The following is an 18,105-nucleotide window of genomic DNA, read 5'->3' as shown; positions in this document are numbered from 1 at the left end:
CTGCGTTCATCAGCGGCGTTAAAATCAATCGAAAATTCCCATATCTTGTATGGTTGAATCTTAATTCAACTACATCTAGTATTTCCTGTATCAACACCCGACAATCCGACGCGTTTCATCGCGCCGTTTTCTCATTTTAAATGGAAATACGAATCATGAGCATTACTATTTACACCCGCAATAACTGTGTCCAGTGCCACGCCACAAAGCGGGCGATGGAAAGCCGTGGATTTGAATTTGAGATGGTGAACGTCGATCTGGTGCCGGATGCAGCGGATACGCTCCGGGCGCAAGGATTTCGTCAATTACCGGTGGTGATGGCGGGCGATTTGAGCTGGTCTGGCTTCCGCCCGGACATGATTAACCGTCTGCACCCGACACCCCACGCGGCAAACGCATGAGCGCGCTCGTCTACTTCTCCAGCAGATCTGAAAATACGCACCGCTTTATGCAGCGTCTGGGGCTGCCTGCCACGCGTATTCCGCTCAATGAACGGGAGCGAATTCAGGTAGACGAACCGTACATTCTGGTTGTGCCGTCATACGGCGGCGGCGGGATGGCCGGTGCGGTGCCGCGACAGGTGATCCGCTTTTTAAATGATGAACACAACCGGGCGCGCATTCGCGGCGTCATTGCCTCCGGTAATCGCAATTTCGGCGATGCCTGGGGATGCGCAGGCGATGTGATAGCACAAAAATGCGGCGTACCCTGGCTGTACCGCTTTGAGCTCATGGGCACACAACGCGACATCGATAACGTCCGAAAAGGAGTATATGAATTTTGGCAACAACTACCCCGGAGCGCGTAATGCAGGAAACCATGGATTACCACGCCCTGAACGCGATGCTGAATCTTTATGATAAAGCAGGCCATATTCAGTTCGACAAGGACCAGCAGGCGATCGACGCCTTCTTTGCCGCCCACGTCCGCCCGCATTCCGTGACGTTTGCCAGCCAGCATGAACGTCTGGAGACGCTGGTTCGGGAAGGGTATTACGATGACGCTGTCCTCGCGCGTTACGACCGCGCCTTCGTCCTCCGCCTGTTCGAGCACGCCCACGCCAGCGGCTTTCGCTTCCAGACGTTTCTTGGCGCCTGGAAGTTCTATACCAGTTACACGCTGAAAACCTTCGACGGCAAACGTTATCTGGAACACTTTGAAGATCGGGTGACAATGGTGGCGTTGACGCTGGCGCAGGGTGACGAAACGCTGGCCACCCAACTGACCGATGAAATGCTTTCTGGTCGCTTTCAGCCCGCTACCCCGACTTTTTTAAATTGCGGCAAACAGCAGCGTGGGGAACTGGTCTCCTGCTTCCTGCTCCGTATCGAAGACAATATGGAGTCGATCGGGCGGGCGGTGAATTCGGCGCTGCAACTCTCCAAACGCGGCGGCGGCGTCGCGTTTTTACTCTCCAATCTGCGCGAGGCGGGCGCGCCGATCAAACGCATTGAGAATCAGTCTTCCGGCGTGATCCCGGTGATGAAAATGCTGGAAGACGCGTTTTCGTATGCCAACCAGCTTGGCGCGCGCCAGGGGGCCGGCGCGGTTTATCTCCATGCGCACCATCCGGATATTCTGCGTTTTCTGGATACCAAACGGGAAAATGCCGACGAAAAAATCCGGATCAAAACGCTCTCTCTCGGCGTGGTGATCCCGGACATCACCTTCCGGCTGGCGAAAGAAAACGCGCAAATGGCGCTCTTTTCGCCCTATGACGTACAACGACGCTACGGCAAACCGTTTGGCGATATCGCCATTAGCGAACGGTACGATGAATTAATTGCCGATCCGCACGTGCGTAAAACCTATATTAACGCCCGCGACTTTTTTCAAACACTGGCGGAGATTCAGTTCGAATCCGGGTATCCCTACATCATGTTTGAAGATACGGTAAACCGCGCGAATCCCATTGCTGGTCGCATTAATATGAGCAACCTGTGCTCGGAAATTTTACAGGTCAATAGCGCCTCCCGTTACGACGATAACCTTGACTATACCCACATCGGGCATGACATTTCCTGCAATCTCGGCTCGCTGAATATCGCTCACGTCATGGATTCACCGGACATTGGCCGTACCGTAGAAACCGCTATTCGCGGCCTGACGGCGGTGTCGGACATGAGCCATATACGCAGCGTGCCCTCAATAGCCGCCGGTAATGCCGCCTCTCATGCCATCGGTCTGGGCCAGATGAATCTGCATGGCTATCTGGCAAGAGAAGGCATTGCCTACGGTTCGCCGGAGGCGTTGGATTTCACCAATTTCTATTTTTACACCATTACCTGGCATGCCGTGCATACTTCAATGCGGCTGGCCCGCGAACGCGGCAAAACCTTCGCCGAATTTGCGCAGTCGCGCTATGCCAGCGGCGACTATTTTACGCAGTATTTACAGGACGACTGGCAACCGAAAACGGCGAAAGTCAGAACGCTATTTGCCCGCAGCGGCATTACGCTACCCACACGAGAAATGTGGCTAAAGCTGCGCGACGATGTGATGCGCTATGGCATCTATAACCAAAATTTGCAGGCGGTGCCGCCGACCGGTTCGATTTCTTACATTAATCATGCGACCTCCAGCATTCATCCGATTGTGGCCAAAATTGAGATTCGCAAAGAGGGCAAAACCGGGCGTGTGTATTACCCCGCGCCGTTTATGACCAATGAAAATCTGGACATGTATCAGGATGCTTACGATATCGGTCCGGAAAAAATTATTGATACCTACGCCGAGGCCACGCGCCACGTCGATCAAGGGCTGTCGCTCACCCTGTTTTTCCCCGATACCGCCACGACCCGCGATATCAACAAAGCGCAGATCTATGCCTGGCGAAAAGGTATTAAGTCACTGTATTACATCCGGCTTCGCCAGTTGGCGCTGGAAGGTACTGAAATTGAAGGCTGCGTATCCTGCGCGCTATAAGGAAAGCCATATGAAATTATCTCGTATTAGCGCCATCAACTGGAACAAGATCCAGGACGACAAAGATCTGGAGGTGTGGAACCGGCTGACCAGTAACTTCTGGCTGCCGGAAAAAGTGCCGTTATCGAATGATATTCCGGCCTGGCAGACGCTGAGCGCCGCCGAACAGCAGCTCACCATTCGCGTGTTTACGGGACTTACGCTGCTCGACACTATCCAGAACATCGCAGGCGCGCCGTCGTTAATGGCAGATGCCATCACGCCGCATGAAGAGGCAGTGCTGTCGAACATCAGCTTTATGGAAGCGGTACACGCCCGCTCTTACAGTTCTATTTTTTCCACGCTGTGCCAGACGAAAGAGGTTGATGCCGCCTACGCCTGGAGCGAAGAAAACCCGCCGCTTCAGCGTAAGGCGCAGATTATTTTGGCTCATTACGTCAGCGATGAACCGCTAAAGAAAAAAATTGCCAGCGTCTTTTTAGAGTCTTTTCTGTTCTATTCCGGCTTCTGGCTGCCAATGTATTTCTCCAGCCGCGGTAAGCTCACGAACACTGCCGACCTGATTCGTTTAATCATTCGCGATGAAGCGGTTCACGGTTATTATATTGGCTATAAGTATCAGATAGCGCTACAAAAACTATCGGCAATCGAGCGTGAAGAGTTAAAGCTTTTCGCGCTCGATTTGTTGATGGAACTGTACGACAACGAAATCCGCTACACAGAAGCGTTATATGCGGAAACCGGCTGGGTTAACGACGTCAAAGCCTTCTTGTGCTACAACGCCAATAAAGCCTTAATGAACCTGGGTTATGAGGCGTTATTTCCGCCGGAGATGGCAGACGTGAATCCCGCAATCCTTGCCGCGCTCTCGCCGAATGCCGACGAAAACCATGATTTCTTTTCCGGCTCAGGTTCATCTTATGTGATGGGGAAAACAGTCGAAACCGAAGACGAAGACTGGAACTTTTAACCTTACGGGCATGGGAAATAACGTTACATTTTCCATGCCTTTATTTCAAGCAATACCGGGTTAAATCGCGCAAATATTACAACATGTCCTACACTCAATACGAGTGACATTATTCACCTGGATTCTTCCAATTCAGGTGGATTTTTGCTGGTTGTCTCAAAAAATATCTCTCCCTCCCCATTCGCGTTCAGCCCTTATATCATGGGAAATCACAGCCGATAGCACCTCGCAATATTCATGCCAGAAGCAAATTCAGGGTTGTCTCAGATTCTGAGTATGTTAGGGTAGAAAAAGGTAACTATTTCTATCAGGTAACATATCGACATAAGTAAATAACAGGAATCATTCTATTGCATGGCAATTAAATTAGAAGTGAAGAATCTGTATAAAATATTTGGAGAGCATCCGCAGCGTGCCTTCAAATATATTGAAAAGGGACTATCGAAAGAGCAAATACTGGAAAAAACGGGGCTATCGCTTGGCGTTAAAGACGCCAGTCTGGCCATTGAAGAAGGCGAGATATTTGTCATCATGGGATTATCCGGCTCGGGTAAATCCACAATGGTACGCCTTCTCAATCGCCTGATTGAACCCACCCGCGGGCAGGTACTGATTGACGGTGTTGATATTGCCAAAATATCAGACGCTGAGCTTCGCGAGGTGCGCAGGAAAAAGATTGCGATGGTCTTCCAGTCATTTGCGCTCATGCCACATATGACCGTGCTGGATAATACGGCATTCGGTATGGAATTAGCGGGCATCGCGGCGCAAGAGCGTCGCGAAAAAGCGCTGGACGCCTTGCGTCAGGTGGGGCTTGAGAATTACGCTCACGCCTACCCGGATGAACTTTCCGGTGGGATGCGTCAGCGTGTTGGGCTTGCCCGCGCGCTGGCAATCAACCCTGATATCTTATTAATGGATGAAGCGTTTTCCGCCCTCGATCCATTAATTCGTACCGAGATGCAGGATGAGCTGGTGAAATTACAGGCGAAACATCAGCGCACCATTGTCTTTATTTCCCACGATCTTGATGAGGCTATGCGTATTGGCGACAGGATTGCCATTATGCAAAATGGCGAGGTCGTACAGGTTGGTACGCCGGATGAGATCCTGAATAATCCGGCAAATGATTATGTCCGCACGTTCTTCCGTGGCGTGGATATTAGTCAGGTCTTTAGCGCCAAAGATATTGCCCGTCGCAGTCCGGTCGGCTTAATTCGTAAAACGCCAGGTTTCGGTCCCCGTTCGGCACTGAAATTATTACAGGACGAAGACCGTGAATATGGTTACGTCATTGAGCGTGGCAATAAATTCGTGGGCGTCGTGTCCATCGACTCATTAAAAGCGGCATTAAGCCAGGCGCAAGGGATTGAAGCGGCGCTTATCGACGACCCTTTAGTCGTTGATGCGCAAACCCCACTCAGCGAGTTGCTCTCTCACGTCGGCCAGGCGCCCTGCGCGGTGCCGGTTGTCGATGAAGAACACCAGTATGTTGGCATTATTTCAAAACGTATGTTGCTACAGGCTTTAGATCGCGAGGGGGGTAACAATGGCTGATCAAACGAATCCGTGGGATACCGCACAGGTGGCCGATACTACGACGCAAACGGCTGATGCCTGGGGAACACCGGCAGGCGTAGCCACGGACGGCGGCAGTACCGACTGGTTGAACAGCGCGCCCGCGCCAGCCCCTGAACACTTTTCTCTTCTGGACCCGTTCCATAAGACGCTGATCCCGCTGGATAGCTGGGTCACAGAGGGAATCGACTGGGTCGTCACCCATTTCCGTCCCCTTTTTCAGGGGATTCGTGTGCCGGTGGATTACATCCTTAACGGCTTTCAGCAACTGCTGCTGGGCATGCCCGCCCCTGTGGCGATTATTCTCTTTGCGCTGATTGCCTGGCAGGTTTCCGGCGTGGGCATGGGGATCGCAACGCTGATATCGCTGATCGCCATCGGCGCGATCGGCGCCTGGTCGCAGGCGATGATTACCCTGGCGCTGGTGCTGACCGCCCTGTTGTTCTGCGTCGTGATCGGATTACCGATGGGAATCTGGCTGGCGCGCAGCCCGCGCGCGGCCAAAATAGTTCGTCCGCTGCTGGATGCGATGCAGACCACGCCTGCGTTTGTCTATCTGGTGCCGATTGTCATGTTATTCGGCATCGGTAACGTGCCGGGCGTCGTGGTGACGATTATTTTTGCGCTACCGCCGATTATACGCCTGACGATCCTGGGCATTAACCAGGTGCCTGCCGACTTAATTGAAGCGTCGCGCTCGTTCGGCGCCAGCCCGCGCCAAATGTTGTTCAAAGTGCAGCTACCGCTGGCGATGCCCACCATTATGGCAGGCGTTAATCAGACGCTGATGCTGGCTCTCTCGATGGTCGTCATCGCCTCGATGATTGCGGTCGGCGGGCTTGGCCAGATGGTGCTACGCGGCATTGGTCGTCTTGATATGGGGCTGGCAACCGTCGGCGGCGTCGGCATTGTGATTCTCGCCATCATTCTGGACCGTCTGACGCAGGCCGTCGGGCGCGACTCACGTAGCCGCGGTAACCGTCGCTGGTATACCACCGGTCCTGTTGGGCTAATCACCCGCCCTTTCGTTAAGTAACTCTCCTGACGCCCGGTGACATTGCGCTTACCGGGCTTACAACTCCCTACCATAATTAAAGGAACAACGATGCGACATACTGTGATATTTGCCTCAGCGTTTGCCACCCTTGTCACCGCCAGCGCTTTCGCTGCCGACCTGCCTGGCAAAGGCATTACCGTCCAACCTATCCAAAGCACGATTTCTGAAGAGTCCTTCCAGACGTTACTGGTCAGCCGGGCGCTGGAAAAGTTGGGTTATACCGTAAATAAGCCGAGTGAAGTCGATTACAACGTAGGCTATACCTCCATCGCCTCTGGCGATGCGACGTTTACCGCCGTGAACTGGCAGCCGCTGCATGATGATATGTATGCCGCAGCAGGCGGAGACAAAAAATTTTACCGCGAGGGCGTCTTCGTCTCCGGCGCTGCGCAGGGCTATCTGATCGATAAAAAAACCGCCGAGCAGTACAACATCACCAATATCGCTCAGCTAAAAGATCCGAAAATCGCCAAAATCTTCGATACCAATGGCGACGGAAAAGCGGACATGATGGGCTGCTCGCCGGGCTGGGGCTGCGAAGCCGTGATCAATCACCAGAATAAAGCGTTTGATCTGCAAAAAACCGTTGAGGTCAGCCACGGTAACTATGCGGCGATGATGGCTGATACCATTACCCGTTTTAAAGAAGGCAAGCCGGTGCTGTATTACACCTGGACCCCGTACTGGGTGAGCGACGTAATGAAGCCGGGTAAAGATGTCGTCTGGCTACAGGTGCCGTTCTCCTCTCTGCCGGGCGAACAGAAAAATATTGATACTAAACTGCCGAACGGCGCGAACTATGGGTTCCCGGTTAATACCATGCATATTGTCGCCAATAAGGCATGGGCGGAGAAAAACCCGGCGGCGGCGAAACTGTTCGCCATCATGAAGCTGCCGCTGGCGGATATCAACGCGCAGAACGCCATGATGCATGCCGGTAAATCGTCTGAAGCCGATGTTCAGGGTCACGTGGACGGCTGGATCAACGCCCACCAGCAGCAGTTTGACGGCTGGGTGAAAGAAGCGCTGGCCGCGCAGAAATAAGATCGTTTTTTATGCCGGATAAGGCGCAGTTCATGCGCCGCTATCCGGCCAACGCAATCTCTCCTCAAAGCGCACGATTCATCACGTCACTGTTCCCCTTTATTCATCAACATCCGCTATGATTGTTTTCCCAGGAAATAATTATCTGAATCACGATTACCATAATGACGAAACCCACTCATGAGCTTAGCCCGGCGCTGATCGTTTTAATGTCTGTGGCCACGGGTCTGGCGGTCGCCAGCAACTACTATGCCCAGCCGCTGCTTGATACCATCGCGCATCACTTTTCGCTTTCCGCCAGCTCCGCAGGGTTTATCGTTACCGCCGCGCAGTTGGGCTATGCCGCTGGCCTGTTGTTTCTGGTGCCGCTCGGCGACATGTTTGAACGCCGAACGCTGATTGTCTCCATGACGTTGCTGGCGGCTGGCGGAATGCTGATCACCGCCAGCAGTCAGTCGCTTAGCATGATGATACTCGGAACGGCCTTAACCGGACTGTTCTCCGTGGTGGCGCAGATTCTGGTTCCGCTGGCCGCCACGCTTGCGACGCCCGCCACCCGCGGTAAAGTGGTCGGCACCATTATGAGCGGCCTGTTGCTGGGGATCCTGCTGGCGCGAACGGTCGCCGGACTGCTGGCAAACCTCGGCGGTTGGCGCACCGTATTTTGGGTAGCGTCGGCGCTGATGGCGCTGATGGCCGTCGCGTTGTGGCGCGGACTGCCAAAGCTCAAATCCGACACCCATCTTAACTACCCGCAGCTGTTGGGTTCTGTATTCAGCCTGTTTATTCACGATAAGCTGCTGCGTACCCGCGCGCTGCTGGGCTGTCTGACCTTTGCTAATTTCAGCATCCTCTGGACGTCAATGGCCTTTTTGCTCGCCGCGCCGCCGTTTAGCTATTCCGAGGGGATGATTGGCCTGTTTGGCCTGGCGGGGGCCGCCGGCGCTTTAGGCGCGCGTCCGGCGGGCGGATTTGCCGATAAAGGTAAATCTCACCTCACCACCACGTTCGGCTTACTGCTGCTGTTACTCTCCTGGCTGGCGATCTGGCTTGGGCACACCTCGGTACTGGCGCTGATTATTGGCATTCTGGTACTGGACCTCACCGTTCAGGGGGTACATATCACCAATCAGACGGTCATCTATCGTTTGCATCCGGATGCGCGTAACCGGCTCACCGCCGGCTATATGACCAGCTACTTTATCGGTGGCGCCGCAGGGTCGCTGATTTCCGCCTCCGCCTGGCAACATGCCGGCTGGGCCGGCGTTTGTCTGGCGGGTGTCACGGTAGCCTTACTTAATTTACTGGTCTGGTGGCGAGGTTTTCACCGACAGGAAGCCGTAAATTAAGCGGATAGTGAGCGTTTACCTTTGTTTAAGCTCCTTAGGGTGTTAAGGAGCTCCCCAGTCTGTTAAGGTTATGCTATTCATTTATCATGGTTATTTTTATACCGGTGAAGAATAATATAATTCTATGGAAAGCCCTGCATCCCCATCTGCTCCCAGGCCAATAGCGCCCGTTCAAGGATTCGAAGGTCGTTCACCGATAGCTATCCGTGATATTCCGGTGGCTTTTGCATCGGGTTGTAAGGCCGTTTACCCGGCTTTCGCCCCTCCCGCTTATCGTTCTCTCCTGATTTTTTCATGCAGGCACTCACGCTTTTCTCGTCATTCCTGGATTTGCCGCAGGCGGCGCTTTACCGGGCCCAATGTTCCCGCTGACGTCTCAGTCTGCGTATCATTGGTTGCTTTATAGCCTGAAAGAATGATTTTGTATTAATAATACATTTACTTTATTTGTCACTGTCGTTACTATATCGGCTGAAATTAATGAGGTCATGCCCAAATGGATAGTTCGTTTACGCCCATTGAACAAATGCTAAAATTTCGCGCCAGCCGTCACGAAGACTTTCCTTACCAGGAAATTCTTTTGACTCGTCTTTGTATGCACATGCAAGGCAAGCTCCTGGAAAACCGCAATAAAATGCTGAAGGCTCAAGGGATTAACGAGACGTTGTTTATGGCGTTGATTACGCTGGAGTCTCAGGAAAACCACAGTATTCAGCCGTCTGAATTAAGCTGCGCGCTGGGTTCATCTCGCACCAATGCGACACGCATTGCAGATGAGCTGGAAAAACGCGGCTGGATTGAGCGTCGTGAGAGCGATAACGACCGCCGTTGCCTGCATCTGCAATTAACGGAGAAAGGCCAGGCATTTTTGCAAGAAGTGCTTCCGCCTCAGCATCATTGTCTGCATCAACTCTGGTCATCACTTAGCACAGCCGAAAAAGATCAACTTGAGCACATCACTCGTAAACTCCTGACGCGTCTTGATCAAATGGAGCAGGAAGGCACTGTTCTTGAGGCGCTGCGCTAAAGCGCCGACCCGCTCAAAAATCCAGATTAATAACAGGAAAGCGGACAGGCCGGCACGCATTACTGCTGGCCTTTCTGACAACAGGTCGGCTCAGCCGATGTGAATAATAAGATCGTGGAGAACAACATGAGCGCAAATGCGGAGATCCAAACCCCGCAGCAACCGGCTAAGAAGAAAGGCAAGCGCAAAACAGCGCTGCTACTTCTTACCTTGCTCTTTGTTATTATTGCCGTGGCATATGGAATTTATTGGTTTTTAGTATTGCGTCATATTGAAGAGACAGATGATGCTTACGTGGCAGGGAACCAGGTTCAAATCATGGCGCAGGTGTCAGGCAGCGTGACGAAAGTCTGGGCTGATAACACCGACTTTGTAAAAGAGGGCGATGTTCTGGTCACGCTCGATCAGACTGACGCCAAACAAGCGTTTGAAAAAGCCAAAACGGCGCTGGCCTCCAGCGTGCGCCAGACGCACCAGTTGATGATTAACAGCAAGCAGTTGCAGGCGAATATCGACGTGCAAAAAACCGCCCTGGCGCAAGCGCAAAGCGACCTTAACCGTCGTGTGCCGCTGGGTAATGCCAATCTTATTGGCCGTGAAGAGCTGCAACACGCCCGCGATGCCGTCGCCAGCGCGCAGGCACAGCTGGATGTCGCCATTCAACAGTACAATGCCAACCAGGCAATGATACTCAACAGTAATCTGGAAGATCAGCCTGCGGTTCAACAAGCGGCGACCGAAGTGCGTAACGCCTGGCTGGCGCTGGAGCGTACTCGCATCGTCAGCCCAATGACTGGTTATGTCTCCCGCCGCGCCGTCCAGCCTGGCGCGCAAATCAGCCCCACCACGCCGCTGATGGCCGTGGTGCCTGCAACCGATCTGTGGGTGGACGCTAACTTTAAAGAAACCCAATTAGCGAATATGCGCATTGGGCAGCCAGTGACGGTGATTACTGATATTTATGGCGACGACGTAAAATACACCGGTAAAGTCGTCGGTCTGGATATGGGAACAGGCAGCGCCTTCTCCCTGCTGCCCGCGCAAAATGCGACGGGTAACTGGATTAAAGTGGTTCAACGTCTGCCGGTACGCGTCGAACTGGACGCCCGCCAGTTAGAACAACATCCGCTGCGTATTGGTTTATCGACGCTGGTCACCGTGGATACCGCTAATCGCGACGGTCAGGTACTGGCCAGCCAGGTACGAACGACGCCGGTTGCCGAAAGTAACGCACGCGAAATTAATCTCGCGCCGGTCAATAAACTGATCGACGACATCGTACAGGCTAACGCGGGTTAATCCTGAGGTGCGTGTGATGCAACAGCAAAAACCGCTGGAGGGCGCGCAGCTCGTCATCATGACGATCGCGCTGTCGCTGGCGACATTCATGCAGGTGCTGGACTCCACCATTGCCAACGTGGCGATTCCGACCATCGCCGGGAACCTGGGTTCTTCCCTAAGCCAGGGGACATGGGTTATCACCTCTTTCGGGGTGGCGAACGCTATCTCGATTCCCTTAACCGGCTGGCTGGCGAAACGTTTTGGCGAAGTCAAACTGTTCATGTGGTCGACGGTCGCCTTTGCCGCGGCCTCCTGGGCCTGTGGCGTATCCAGCAGCCTGAATATGCTGATCTTCTTCCGCGTGGTGCAGGGCGTGGTCGCCGGGCCGCTGATTCCGCTCTCGCAAAGCCTGTTGCTGAATAACTATCCGCCTGCAAAGCGCTCCATTGCGCTGGCGCTCTGGTCAATGACCGTCATTGTCGCGCCGATTTGCGGCCCGATTCTGGGGGGCTACATCAGTGATAATTACCACTGGGGATGGATTTTCTTCATCAACGTGCCGATTGGCATCGCCGTCGTCCTGATGACGTTACACACGCTGCGCGGACGTGAAACGCATACCGAACGGCGACGTATTGACGCCGTCGGGCTGGCGTTACTGGTGATTGGCATCGGCAGCCTGCAAATTATGCTCGATCGCGGTAAAGAGCTGGACTGGTTCTCCTCGCAGGAAATTATCATCCTGACCGTGGTCGCCGTCATCGCCATCAGTTTCCTGATCGTCTGGGAACTAACCGACGATCACCCTATCGTCGATCTTTCTCTTTTTAAATCGCGTAACTTCACGATTGGCTGCTTGTGCATCAGCCTTGCCTATATGCTCTATTTCGGCGCCATTGTTCTACTGCCGCAGCTTTTGCAAGAGGTGTACGGCTATACCGCAACGTGGGCAGGTCTGGCGTCGGCGCCAGTCGGCATTATTCCGGTAATTTTGTCGCCGATTATCGGACGCTTCGCGCATAAACTGGATATGCGCAGACTGGTCACGTTCAGCTTCATTATGTACGCCGTCTGTTTTTACTGGCGCGCCTGGACGTTCGAACCGGGTATGGATTTCGGCGCTTCCGCATGGCCGCAGTTTATTCAGGGATTTGCCGTCGCCTGCTTCTTTATGCCGCTGACCACCATTACGCTCTCCGGGTTACCGCCAGAACGGCTGGCGGCGGCATCAAGCCTGTCGAACTTCACGCGAACGCTGGCGGGCTCCATCGGCACCTCGATTACCACCACTATGTGGACCGATCGTGAGTCGCTACACCATGCTCAGCTCACGGAGTCGATTACGGCGTATAATCCAAACGCTCAGGCTATGTACGATAAACTGGAAGGCTTAGGGATGACGCACCAACAGGCGTCAGGCTGGATAGCCCAGCAAATCACGAATCAAGGGCTGATTATTTCCGCCAACGAAATCTTCTGGATGTCGGCGGGGATCTTCCTGGTGCTGCTCGGCCTGGTGTGGTTCGCCAAACCGCCCTTCGGTGCGGGCGGCGGCGGTGGCGGCGCGCACTAACTATCTGATAAAAGGGATCTGCGGATCCCTTTTTTAGTAGACCAACAATCAGAAGAAATATTTGAATCTCAGACGCCCGCCGTAACGCGCATCTTCACTGTTATCGCCATTATTCGGATTGGCCTCTACCCATGAAGCATAGGCACCGAGGTAGATGTTAAAGTTTTTCATATCCATCACGTTGGGGAATAAATATGAGGCATGAATAGTGTGAATATCATAATTGCCGGGATCGGTGATCCAACAATCGTCCTCACAAACGGCATCGATATTGGCAGCATTGAAGGCTTCGATTTTGTTATGCGCATAGATATAACCCAGTTCAAATCGATGCCACAGCGCATTCACCCCAGCGGTAAAATCTGTCTCATCGGTCGCATCCATATAGGCGGTATTCAGGTTAATCACTGCGCCATCTTCCGGGTCAGTTTTTTGACCATTCCAGGTCATGGTAAAACCATAGCCCGTACGATCTGACTGATCGATCCACTTCCCATTCTCATAATAGCCATAGGCGTTGTTAACGACGTTACTTTCCATCGCTATCGCCGTTGAAAAACGCCCGTTTTGCCAGGCGATAACCGGACGGACGTAAGCCACGTTTTTATCGTTGGTTAAATCCATTCCGTGGTACTGCTTCTCGGTATATAACGTACTGCCATTTTCCAGCAATGTGTTAACTTCGAAATACCAGTTGTCGATGGTTTTACTCAGCAGGAAGTTACCCCCACTGTCGCTACGTCCCCGTCCTTCTTTCATCATATAGATATAGCCGTAACCGTCACTGTAAAGATCGTTCGCTGTATTCCCCGAATATTCAATAAACGTATCCTGATTCAGCGGGAACATATCGTAGGCTTCAAAACGACCAACCTTAATTTTCCAGTCATTCTCACGACCAAAGAAGAAAACGGCATCATCAAGGTTCATTTTTCCGGTCAGGTCCGCCAGAGGCTGTACAGAGAATCCGGCAAAATTACCGTTGTCCAGCCGCTGGTAGCCATCAAAGCCCAGCAACAGGCGCCCGTTAATATCCCAGCGTTCATTGGTTCCCGGTGCCCAATCTTTATTCGCTGACGTTCTCATCGATGTCAGACTACCGGAACGGCTTGCCGCATCCATATTAAATTCGACATCGCCATAGAACTTAATATCGCTGAATCCGGATAAGGTCAGCTTCGGCGGTGTTTTACCTGCTGCAATGGGCTCGGCAGACTGGACATTCACCGTCGGCGTAGCGGCGACCTGCTGCTGTTTCAACGAGCGAATTTGCGCCTCGGCATCGGATGCCCGTTTTTCAGCATTAACAACACGTTGCTCCAGTTCAGCCAGACGCTGCTCAATAGTGATATTATTCGCTGCCCAAAGGTTATGAGAAAAGCAAGCACCGATCATCAGCGCCAAATATTTAGCCTTCATTTTTTATCCCTTAAGTTTGATGTATACCAGATAAGATTTGCTAAAAACCCCATCGACCGGCTATTAGTAGAGTCTTGTTATTACCTGGATATCTGGCGCATTCCATTATGTTTTTCTATTAATTATTTATGATTTTTAGTTTATGTGATCAATACACTCTGGCATCGTGAGTTATCCGCCTTTTCTGTTTACCAGATCACATTTTATTATTTAACAGGCCAGGCATTACTTAATTTAAAATGTATTCTCGCCGCAAATATAATAAACGCAAATTATATTAAGCAATAAAAAACCCCGGCCATAAACCGGGGTTAATTTAAATACTGGAAACGCTTACCAATAAGACTAAATATGCAGTTCCTGCAGTTTTTCTTTCGGCAGCGCCAGCTCTTTATTGCTGTTCACGCGCACATCACGCTCCAGAATATGACGGGCAATGTCCTGCGCTTCACTGAGCGAGTGCATCTGATACGTACCGCACTGGTAAACGTTCAGCTCCGGGATCTGGTTTTGATCCTGCACTTTCAGCACATCCGCCATCGCCGCTTTCCAGGCGTCGGCAACACGCTGCTCGTCCGGCGTGCCAATCAGGCTCATGTAAAAGCCGGTGCGGCAGCCCATTGGCGAGATATCGATAATCTCAACGCCGTTACCGTTGAGGTGGTCGCGCATAAAGCCAGCAAACAGATGCTCAAGCGTATGAATCCCTTTTTCCGGCATCACTTCTTTGTTCGGAATGCAAAAACGCAGATCAAACACGGTGATTGCGTCGCCATGCGGAGTGTTCATCGTTTTTGCAACCCGGACCGCCGGCGCTTGCATCCGGGTATGATCGACTGCGAAGCTATCTAATAATGGCATTTAGTCACCTCCGATAATTTTTTAAAAATAAACTGAACTCTTTGTTCCGGGGCGAGTCTGAGTATATGAAAGACGCGCATTTGTTATCATCATCCCTGTTTTCAGCGATGAAATTTTGGCCACTCCGTGAGTGGCCTTTTTCTTTTGGATCAGGCGTGTTTTGCAAGCCACGCGGCAAACGGCTCGGTATCCGCCGCCTCAATCTCCTGCTGACGACGTACTGAAGCGTCACGTTCAGCAATAAACTCTTCTTCCTGTAAAATCTCCAGCGGCTCTTCGCGTAACAGATTACGGTAAGCCTCACCGAACGCTTTCCCGGTGCCGCCAATGCCTTCATCAATCATAGACCGTAGGATCCGGGCGGAGAATGTCAGTTCAGGATTATCAAAGCAGGCGACCAACTCGTCACATACCTTTTGATACTCCTCTCCCCCGTGGATACTGTCCAGCGTTTGCGCCACGCGTTTCAGATCGCGGAAGAGATCTTTCCCTACTTTGGGCAGCGGGAACTGCGCAGTTTCACAGCCAATGCCTAACGTCAGGCCCGGCTTACGCCCTTCCAGAATAACGCGATTCCAGTTAGTACGCGTACATAACAGCTCATCGCTACTCATTTCCGGCGCATCGGCCAATACGCACCAGACCATAAACAGATCGAGGAAGCGCACCTGTTGCTCGTCTACGCCGATCGGTGAGAACGGATTAATATCGAGAGAACGAACTTCGATGTACTCAATACCACCACGCAGAAGCGCATCTGAAGGCGATTCGCCGCTGCGCGTCACGCGCTTGGGACGAATGGGCGCGTACAGCTCATTTTCAATTTGCAGAACGTTGCTGTTAATCTGTAGCCGCTTACCGTCTTTTTCCACACCAATCCGCGCGTACTCCTCGGAAGGGGTTTTAATCGCCCGCTTCAGACCTGCCACATACTCATGCAAATCGTTAAACGTAATTCCGAGATTGCTTTGCGACTTATTGGTATAGCCCAAATCACTCAAACGCAGCGACGTCGCATACGGCAGGTAGTACATGCCGCAGTCCGTTTTTTCAAACGGTAATGTGGTTGGCTTTCCTTGCAGGAAAGAGGAACAAATGGCCGGAGACGCGCCAAACAGATAGGGGATGACCCAGCCAAAACGGTAATAGTTGCGAATCAGACGAAAATAGCCGGCAGAAATTTTTTCTTTTGCCGCTTCGCCTTCCGTAACGCCGCATTTCGCCTGCCAGAACGCCATCGGTAATGAAAAATTGTAATGTACGCCGGAGATGGTTTGCATCAAGGCGCCATAACGATTTTTCAGCCCTTCGCGATAGAGCGTCTTAAAGCGCCCGGTATTGGATGCGCCGTACTGCGCCAGCTCTATGTGCTGCCCTTCCGCAATATAGCAGGGCATACTTAATGGCCACATCCGCTCATCGCCCAGTTTCCTGGCCGTATACCGATGGAGATCGCGCATAAAGGTGAGCATATGCTGGATATCGCCATCGACTGGCGTAATAAACTCCAGTAGGGCTTCCGCAAAATCCGTGGTAATCCATTTATGGGTCAGCGCTGAACCTAACGCTTCAGGATGACCTGTTGTCGCCAGCGTGCCATCAGCATTGACACGCAGCGTTTCGCGCTCTAACCCGCGCTGTATCCCCTTTAACGCCTGAGGATGTTTTTCCAGCCAGGCCAGAGCCTGTGATACGTCCGGGATCAAATTGACCTCCCGCCTGTCCAAATCGTTTTAATAAGCATAACTGTAATGGCGGCCATACATGCCAAACCTACAATTATTACCACCACATCATGCCCTGAACCGTCGCCGCTGCGAGCGCAACATAGCGCAGCGCCTTACCAAGACACAAAAAAAAGATCGTCCGCCCCCACGGGATGCGCATCCATCCCGCTAACAGGCACAACAAATCACCGATGACCGGCATCCAGCTTAATAATAGTGTGGCTGCGCCATAACGCTTTAGCCAGCCAGTCGCTTTTTCCTGCCAGCGCGACGTTTTGCGCAGCGGAAAGAAACGCCCAAGAATAACGTTAGTTACCCCTCCAAGGCTATTACCCATTGTTGCTGTTAAGACTAAGACCCAGGGATGGCTGACGCCGGAGACCAGCATAGCAACCAAAACCACCTCAGAATTACCGGGTAACAGCGTCGCGCTGAGAAAACTACTGGCAAACAGAGACAGGAGCGACAGTCCGTCACTCACAATAGTCGAACATCCACGGCATCCATTCCCGCCGCCCGCGCCGCCTGTAAACCAAAATCGGCATCTTCAAATACCACGCACTGCGTCGGCATAACGCCCATCCGCTGGGCGCACAGTAGGAAGGTGTCAGGCGCAGGTTTGTGATGCTGTACGTGATCTGCCGCCACAACCGCATCAAAATAACGACGCAGCCCCAGATGCGCTAACAAGGCTTCCGCGATAGCGCTTTCGCTACCGGTACCGACCGACATGGGACGCCGCCCATGCCACGCTTTAACCACCTCAACCAGCGGCAGCGGTTCTACGCAGTCCAGCAGGATGCTTTTTACCGCGTCGGTTTTCTCACGCGCCAGTGACAGGGGATCAAGATCGGCATGGTTAAGCTCAATGATTGACTGGGCAATAAGCCAGGTTGGCGAACCGTTAAGCGCGACCATTGCCTGTTCATCAAAACGAAGACCATAGCGCCCCAAAACCTCATGCCACGCTTTGCGATGCGTGGGTTCGGTATCCAGGAGAGTACCGTCCATATCAAAAATCAAACCAGCATAACGTGCGTACATCGTGTTCTCGCAAACCGAATAACCAGACAGTACTTTATCGCAATTGGTTGATTTTGTCGCTAATAGAGATGAGGAGGTGTGTTCAGGATAAGGGGAAAAGCGATTGCAGGGCAGTGACGTATCCGGGAGGATTATTCGCCTTATGGGCCGTTGCTGACGCAACGTTATCCTTCTGATGCCAGCGGTGATTACCGCTATCTTATCTGCATCTTCATCGCTGAAAGTACGGAGAATAAAGTATGGAGAATAT

16 protein-coding genes are annotated in these 18,105 nt (G+C 52.4%); 11 read left to right on the top strand and 5 right to left on the bottom strand.

What is annotated here, in order from left to right:
- Window positions 1–155 precede the first annotated feature (155 nt).
- The 11 genes from nrdH to emrB all read left to right on the top strand — a co-directional run bounded on the left by nrdH (window position 156) and on the right by emrB (window position 12,804).
- Entirely contained in the window at window positions 156–401 is a 246-nt protein-coding gene (gene nrdH, locus NA330_RS07435) for a glutaredoxin-like protein NrdH (RefSeq protein WP_000028870.1), read from the top strand.
- On the top strand, window positions 398–808 hold the full coding sequence (gene nrdI, locus NA330_RS07430) for a class Ib ribonucleoside-diphosphate reductase assembly flavoprotein NrdI (RefSeq protein WP_023242186.1): 411 nt from the start codon (window positions 398–400) through the stop codon (window positions 806–808). The genes nrdH and nrdI overlap by 4 nt, the downstream gene beginning before the upstream one ends.
- Window positions 781–2,925, top strand: a complete 2,145-nt coding sequence (gene nrdE, locus NA330_RS07425; protein WP_024149252.1) for a class 1b ribonucleoside-diphosphate reductase subunit alpha — start codon at window positions 781–783, stop codon at window positions 2,923–2,925. The genes nrdI and nrdE overlap by 28 nt, the downstream gene beginning before the upstream one ends.
- A gap of 10 nt (window positions 2,926–2,935) precedes the next feature.
- Entirely contained in the window at window positions 2,936–3,895 is a 960-nt protein-coding gene (gene nrdF / locus NA330_RS07420) for a class 1b ribonucleoside-diphosphate reductase subunit beta (RefSeq protein WP_000777903.1), read from the top strand.
- Between the two features lie 354 nt (window positions 3,896–4,249).
- A complete protein-coding gene (proV, locus tag NA330_RS07415) occupies window positions 4,250–5,452 on the top strand; it encodes a glycine betaine/L-proline ABC transporter ATP-binding protein ProV (protein WP_000985529.1) in 1,203 nt (400 codons plus the stop codon).
- Window positions 5,445–6,509: a glycine betaine/L-proline ABC transporter permease ProW gene (proW, locus tag NA330_RS07410; RefSeq protein ID WP_000775021.1), complete on the top strand. Its 1,065-nt coding sequence runs from the start codon at window positions 5,445–5,447 to the stop codon at window positions 6,507–6,509. The genes proV and proW overlap by 8 nt, the downstream gene beginning before the upstream one ends.
- Before the next feature lie 69 nt (window positions 6,510–6,578).
- Entirely contained in the window at window positions 6,579–7,574 is a 996-nt protein-coding gene (gene proX, locus NA330_RS07405) for a glycine betaine/L-proline ABC transporter substrate-binding protein ProX (RefSeq protein ID WP_001216613.1), read from the top strand.
- 164 nt (window positions 7,575–7,738) lie between these two features.
- Window positions 7,739–8,923 carry an MFS transporter gene (locus NA330_RS07400; protein WP_000165758.1) on the top strand — a complete coding sequence of 395 codons (1,185 nt, stop codon included), beginning with the start codon at window positions 7,739–7,741 and terminating at the stop codon, window positions 8,921–8,923.
- A 496-nt stretch (window positions 8,924–9,419) separates the two neighbouring features.
- Window positions 9,420–9,950 (top strand): transcriptional repressor MprA, encoded by a 531-nt coding sequence (mprA, locus tag NA330_RS07395; protein ID WP_000378431.1) that lies wholly within the window; start codon window positions 9,420–9,422, stop codon window positions 9,948–9,950.
- A gap of 126 nt (window positions 9,951–10,076) precedes the next feature.
- Window positions 10,077–11,249 (top strand): multidrug efflux MFS transporter periplasmic adaptor subunit EmrA, encoded by a 1,173-nt coding sequence (gene emrA, locus NA330_RS07390; protein ID WP_001275603.1) that lies wholly within the window; start codon window positions 10,077–10,079, stop codon window positions 11,247–11,249.
- Window positions 11,250–11,265: 16 nt separating this feature from the next.
- Complete coding sequence (emrB, locus tag NA330_RS07385) at window positions 11,266–12,804, top strand: multidrug efflux MFS transporter permease subunit EmrB (RefSeq protein WP_001187297.1); 1,539 nt, start codon at window positions 11,266–11,268, stop codon at window positions 12,802–12,804.
- A gap of 48 nt (window positions 12,805–12,852) precedes the next feature.
- Here the strand turns inward: emrB and NA330_RS07380 are convergent, their stop codons facing one another.
- The 5 genes from NA330_RS07380 to yqaB all read right to left on the bottom strand — a co-directional run bounded on the left by NA330_RS07380 (window position 12,853) and on the right by yqaB (window position 17,855).
- Window positions 12,853–14,223 (bottom strand): carbohydrate porin, encoded by a 1,371-nt coding sequence (locus tag NA330_RS07380; RefSeq protein WP_023242188.1) that lies wholly within the window; start codon window positions 14,221–14,223, stop codon window positions 12,853–12,855.
- A gap of 345 nt (window positions 14,224–14,568) precedes the next feature.
- A complete protein-coding gene (gene luxS / locus NA330_RS07375; RefSeq protein WP_001130194.1) occupies window positions 14,569–15,084 on the bottom strand; it encodes an S-ribosylhomocysteine lyase in 516 nt (171 codons plus the stop codon).
- Between the two features lie 149 nt (window positions 15,085–15,233).
- Window positions 15,234–16,790, bottom strand: a complete 1,557-nt coding sequence (gshA, locus tag NA330_RS07370) for a glutamate--cysteine ligase (protein WP_023242189.1) — start codon at window positions 16,788–16,790, stop codon at window positions 15,234–15,236.
- A gap of 76 nt (window positions 16,791–16,866) precedes the next feature.
- On the bottom strand, window positions 16,867–17,292 hold the full coding sequence (locus tag NA330_RS07365) for a YqaA family protein (RefSeq protein ID WP_001279499.1): 426 nt from the start codon (window positions 17,290–17,292) through the stop codon (window positions 16,867–16,869).
- A complete protein-coding gene (gene yqaB, locus NA330_RS07360) occupies window positions 17,289–17,855 on the bottom strand; it encodes a fructose-1-phosphate/6-phosphogluconate phosphatase (protein WP_023242190.1) in 567 nt (188 codons plus the stop codon). The genes NA330_RS07365 and yqaB overlap by 4 nt, the downstream gene beginning before the upstream one ends.
- Window positions 17,856–18,105 lie beyond the last annotated feature (250 nt).

The organism is Salmonella sp. NW722 (assembly GCF_051702785.1).
GTDB lineage: Bacteria > Pseudomonadota > Gammaproteobacteria > Enterobacterales > Enterobacteriaceae > Salmonella > Salmonella enterica.
This window is presented reverse-complemented; position numbering and strand designations above follow the sequence as displayed.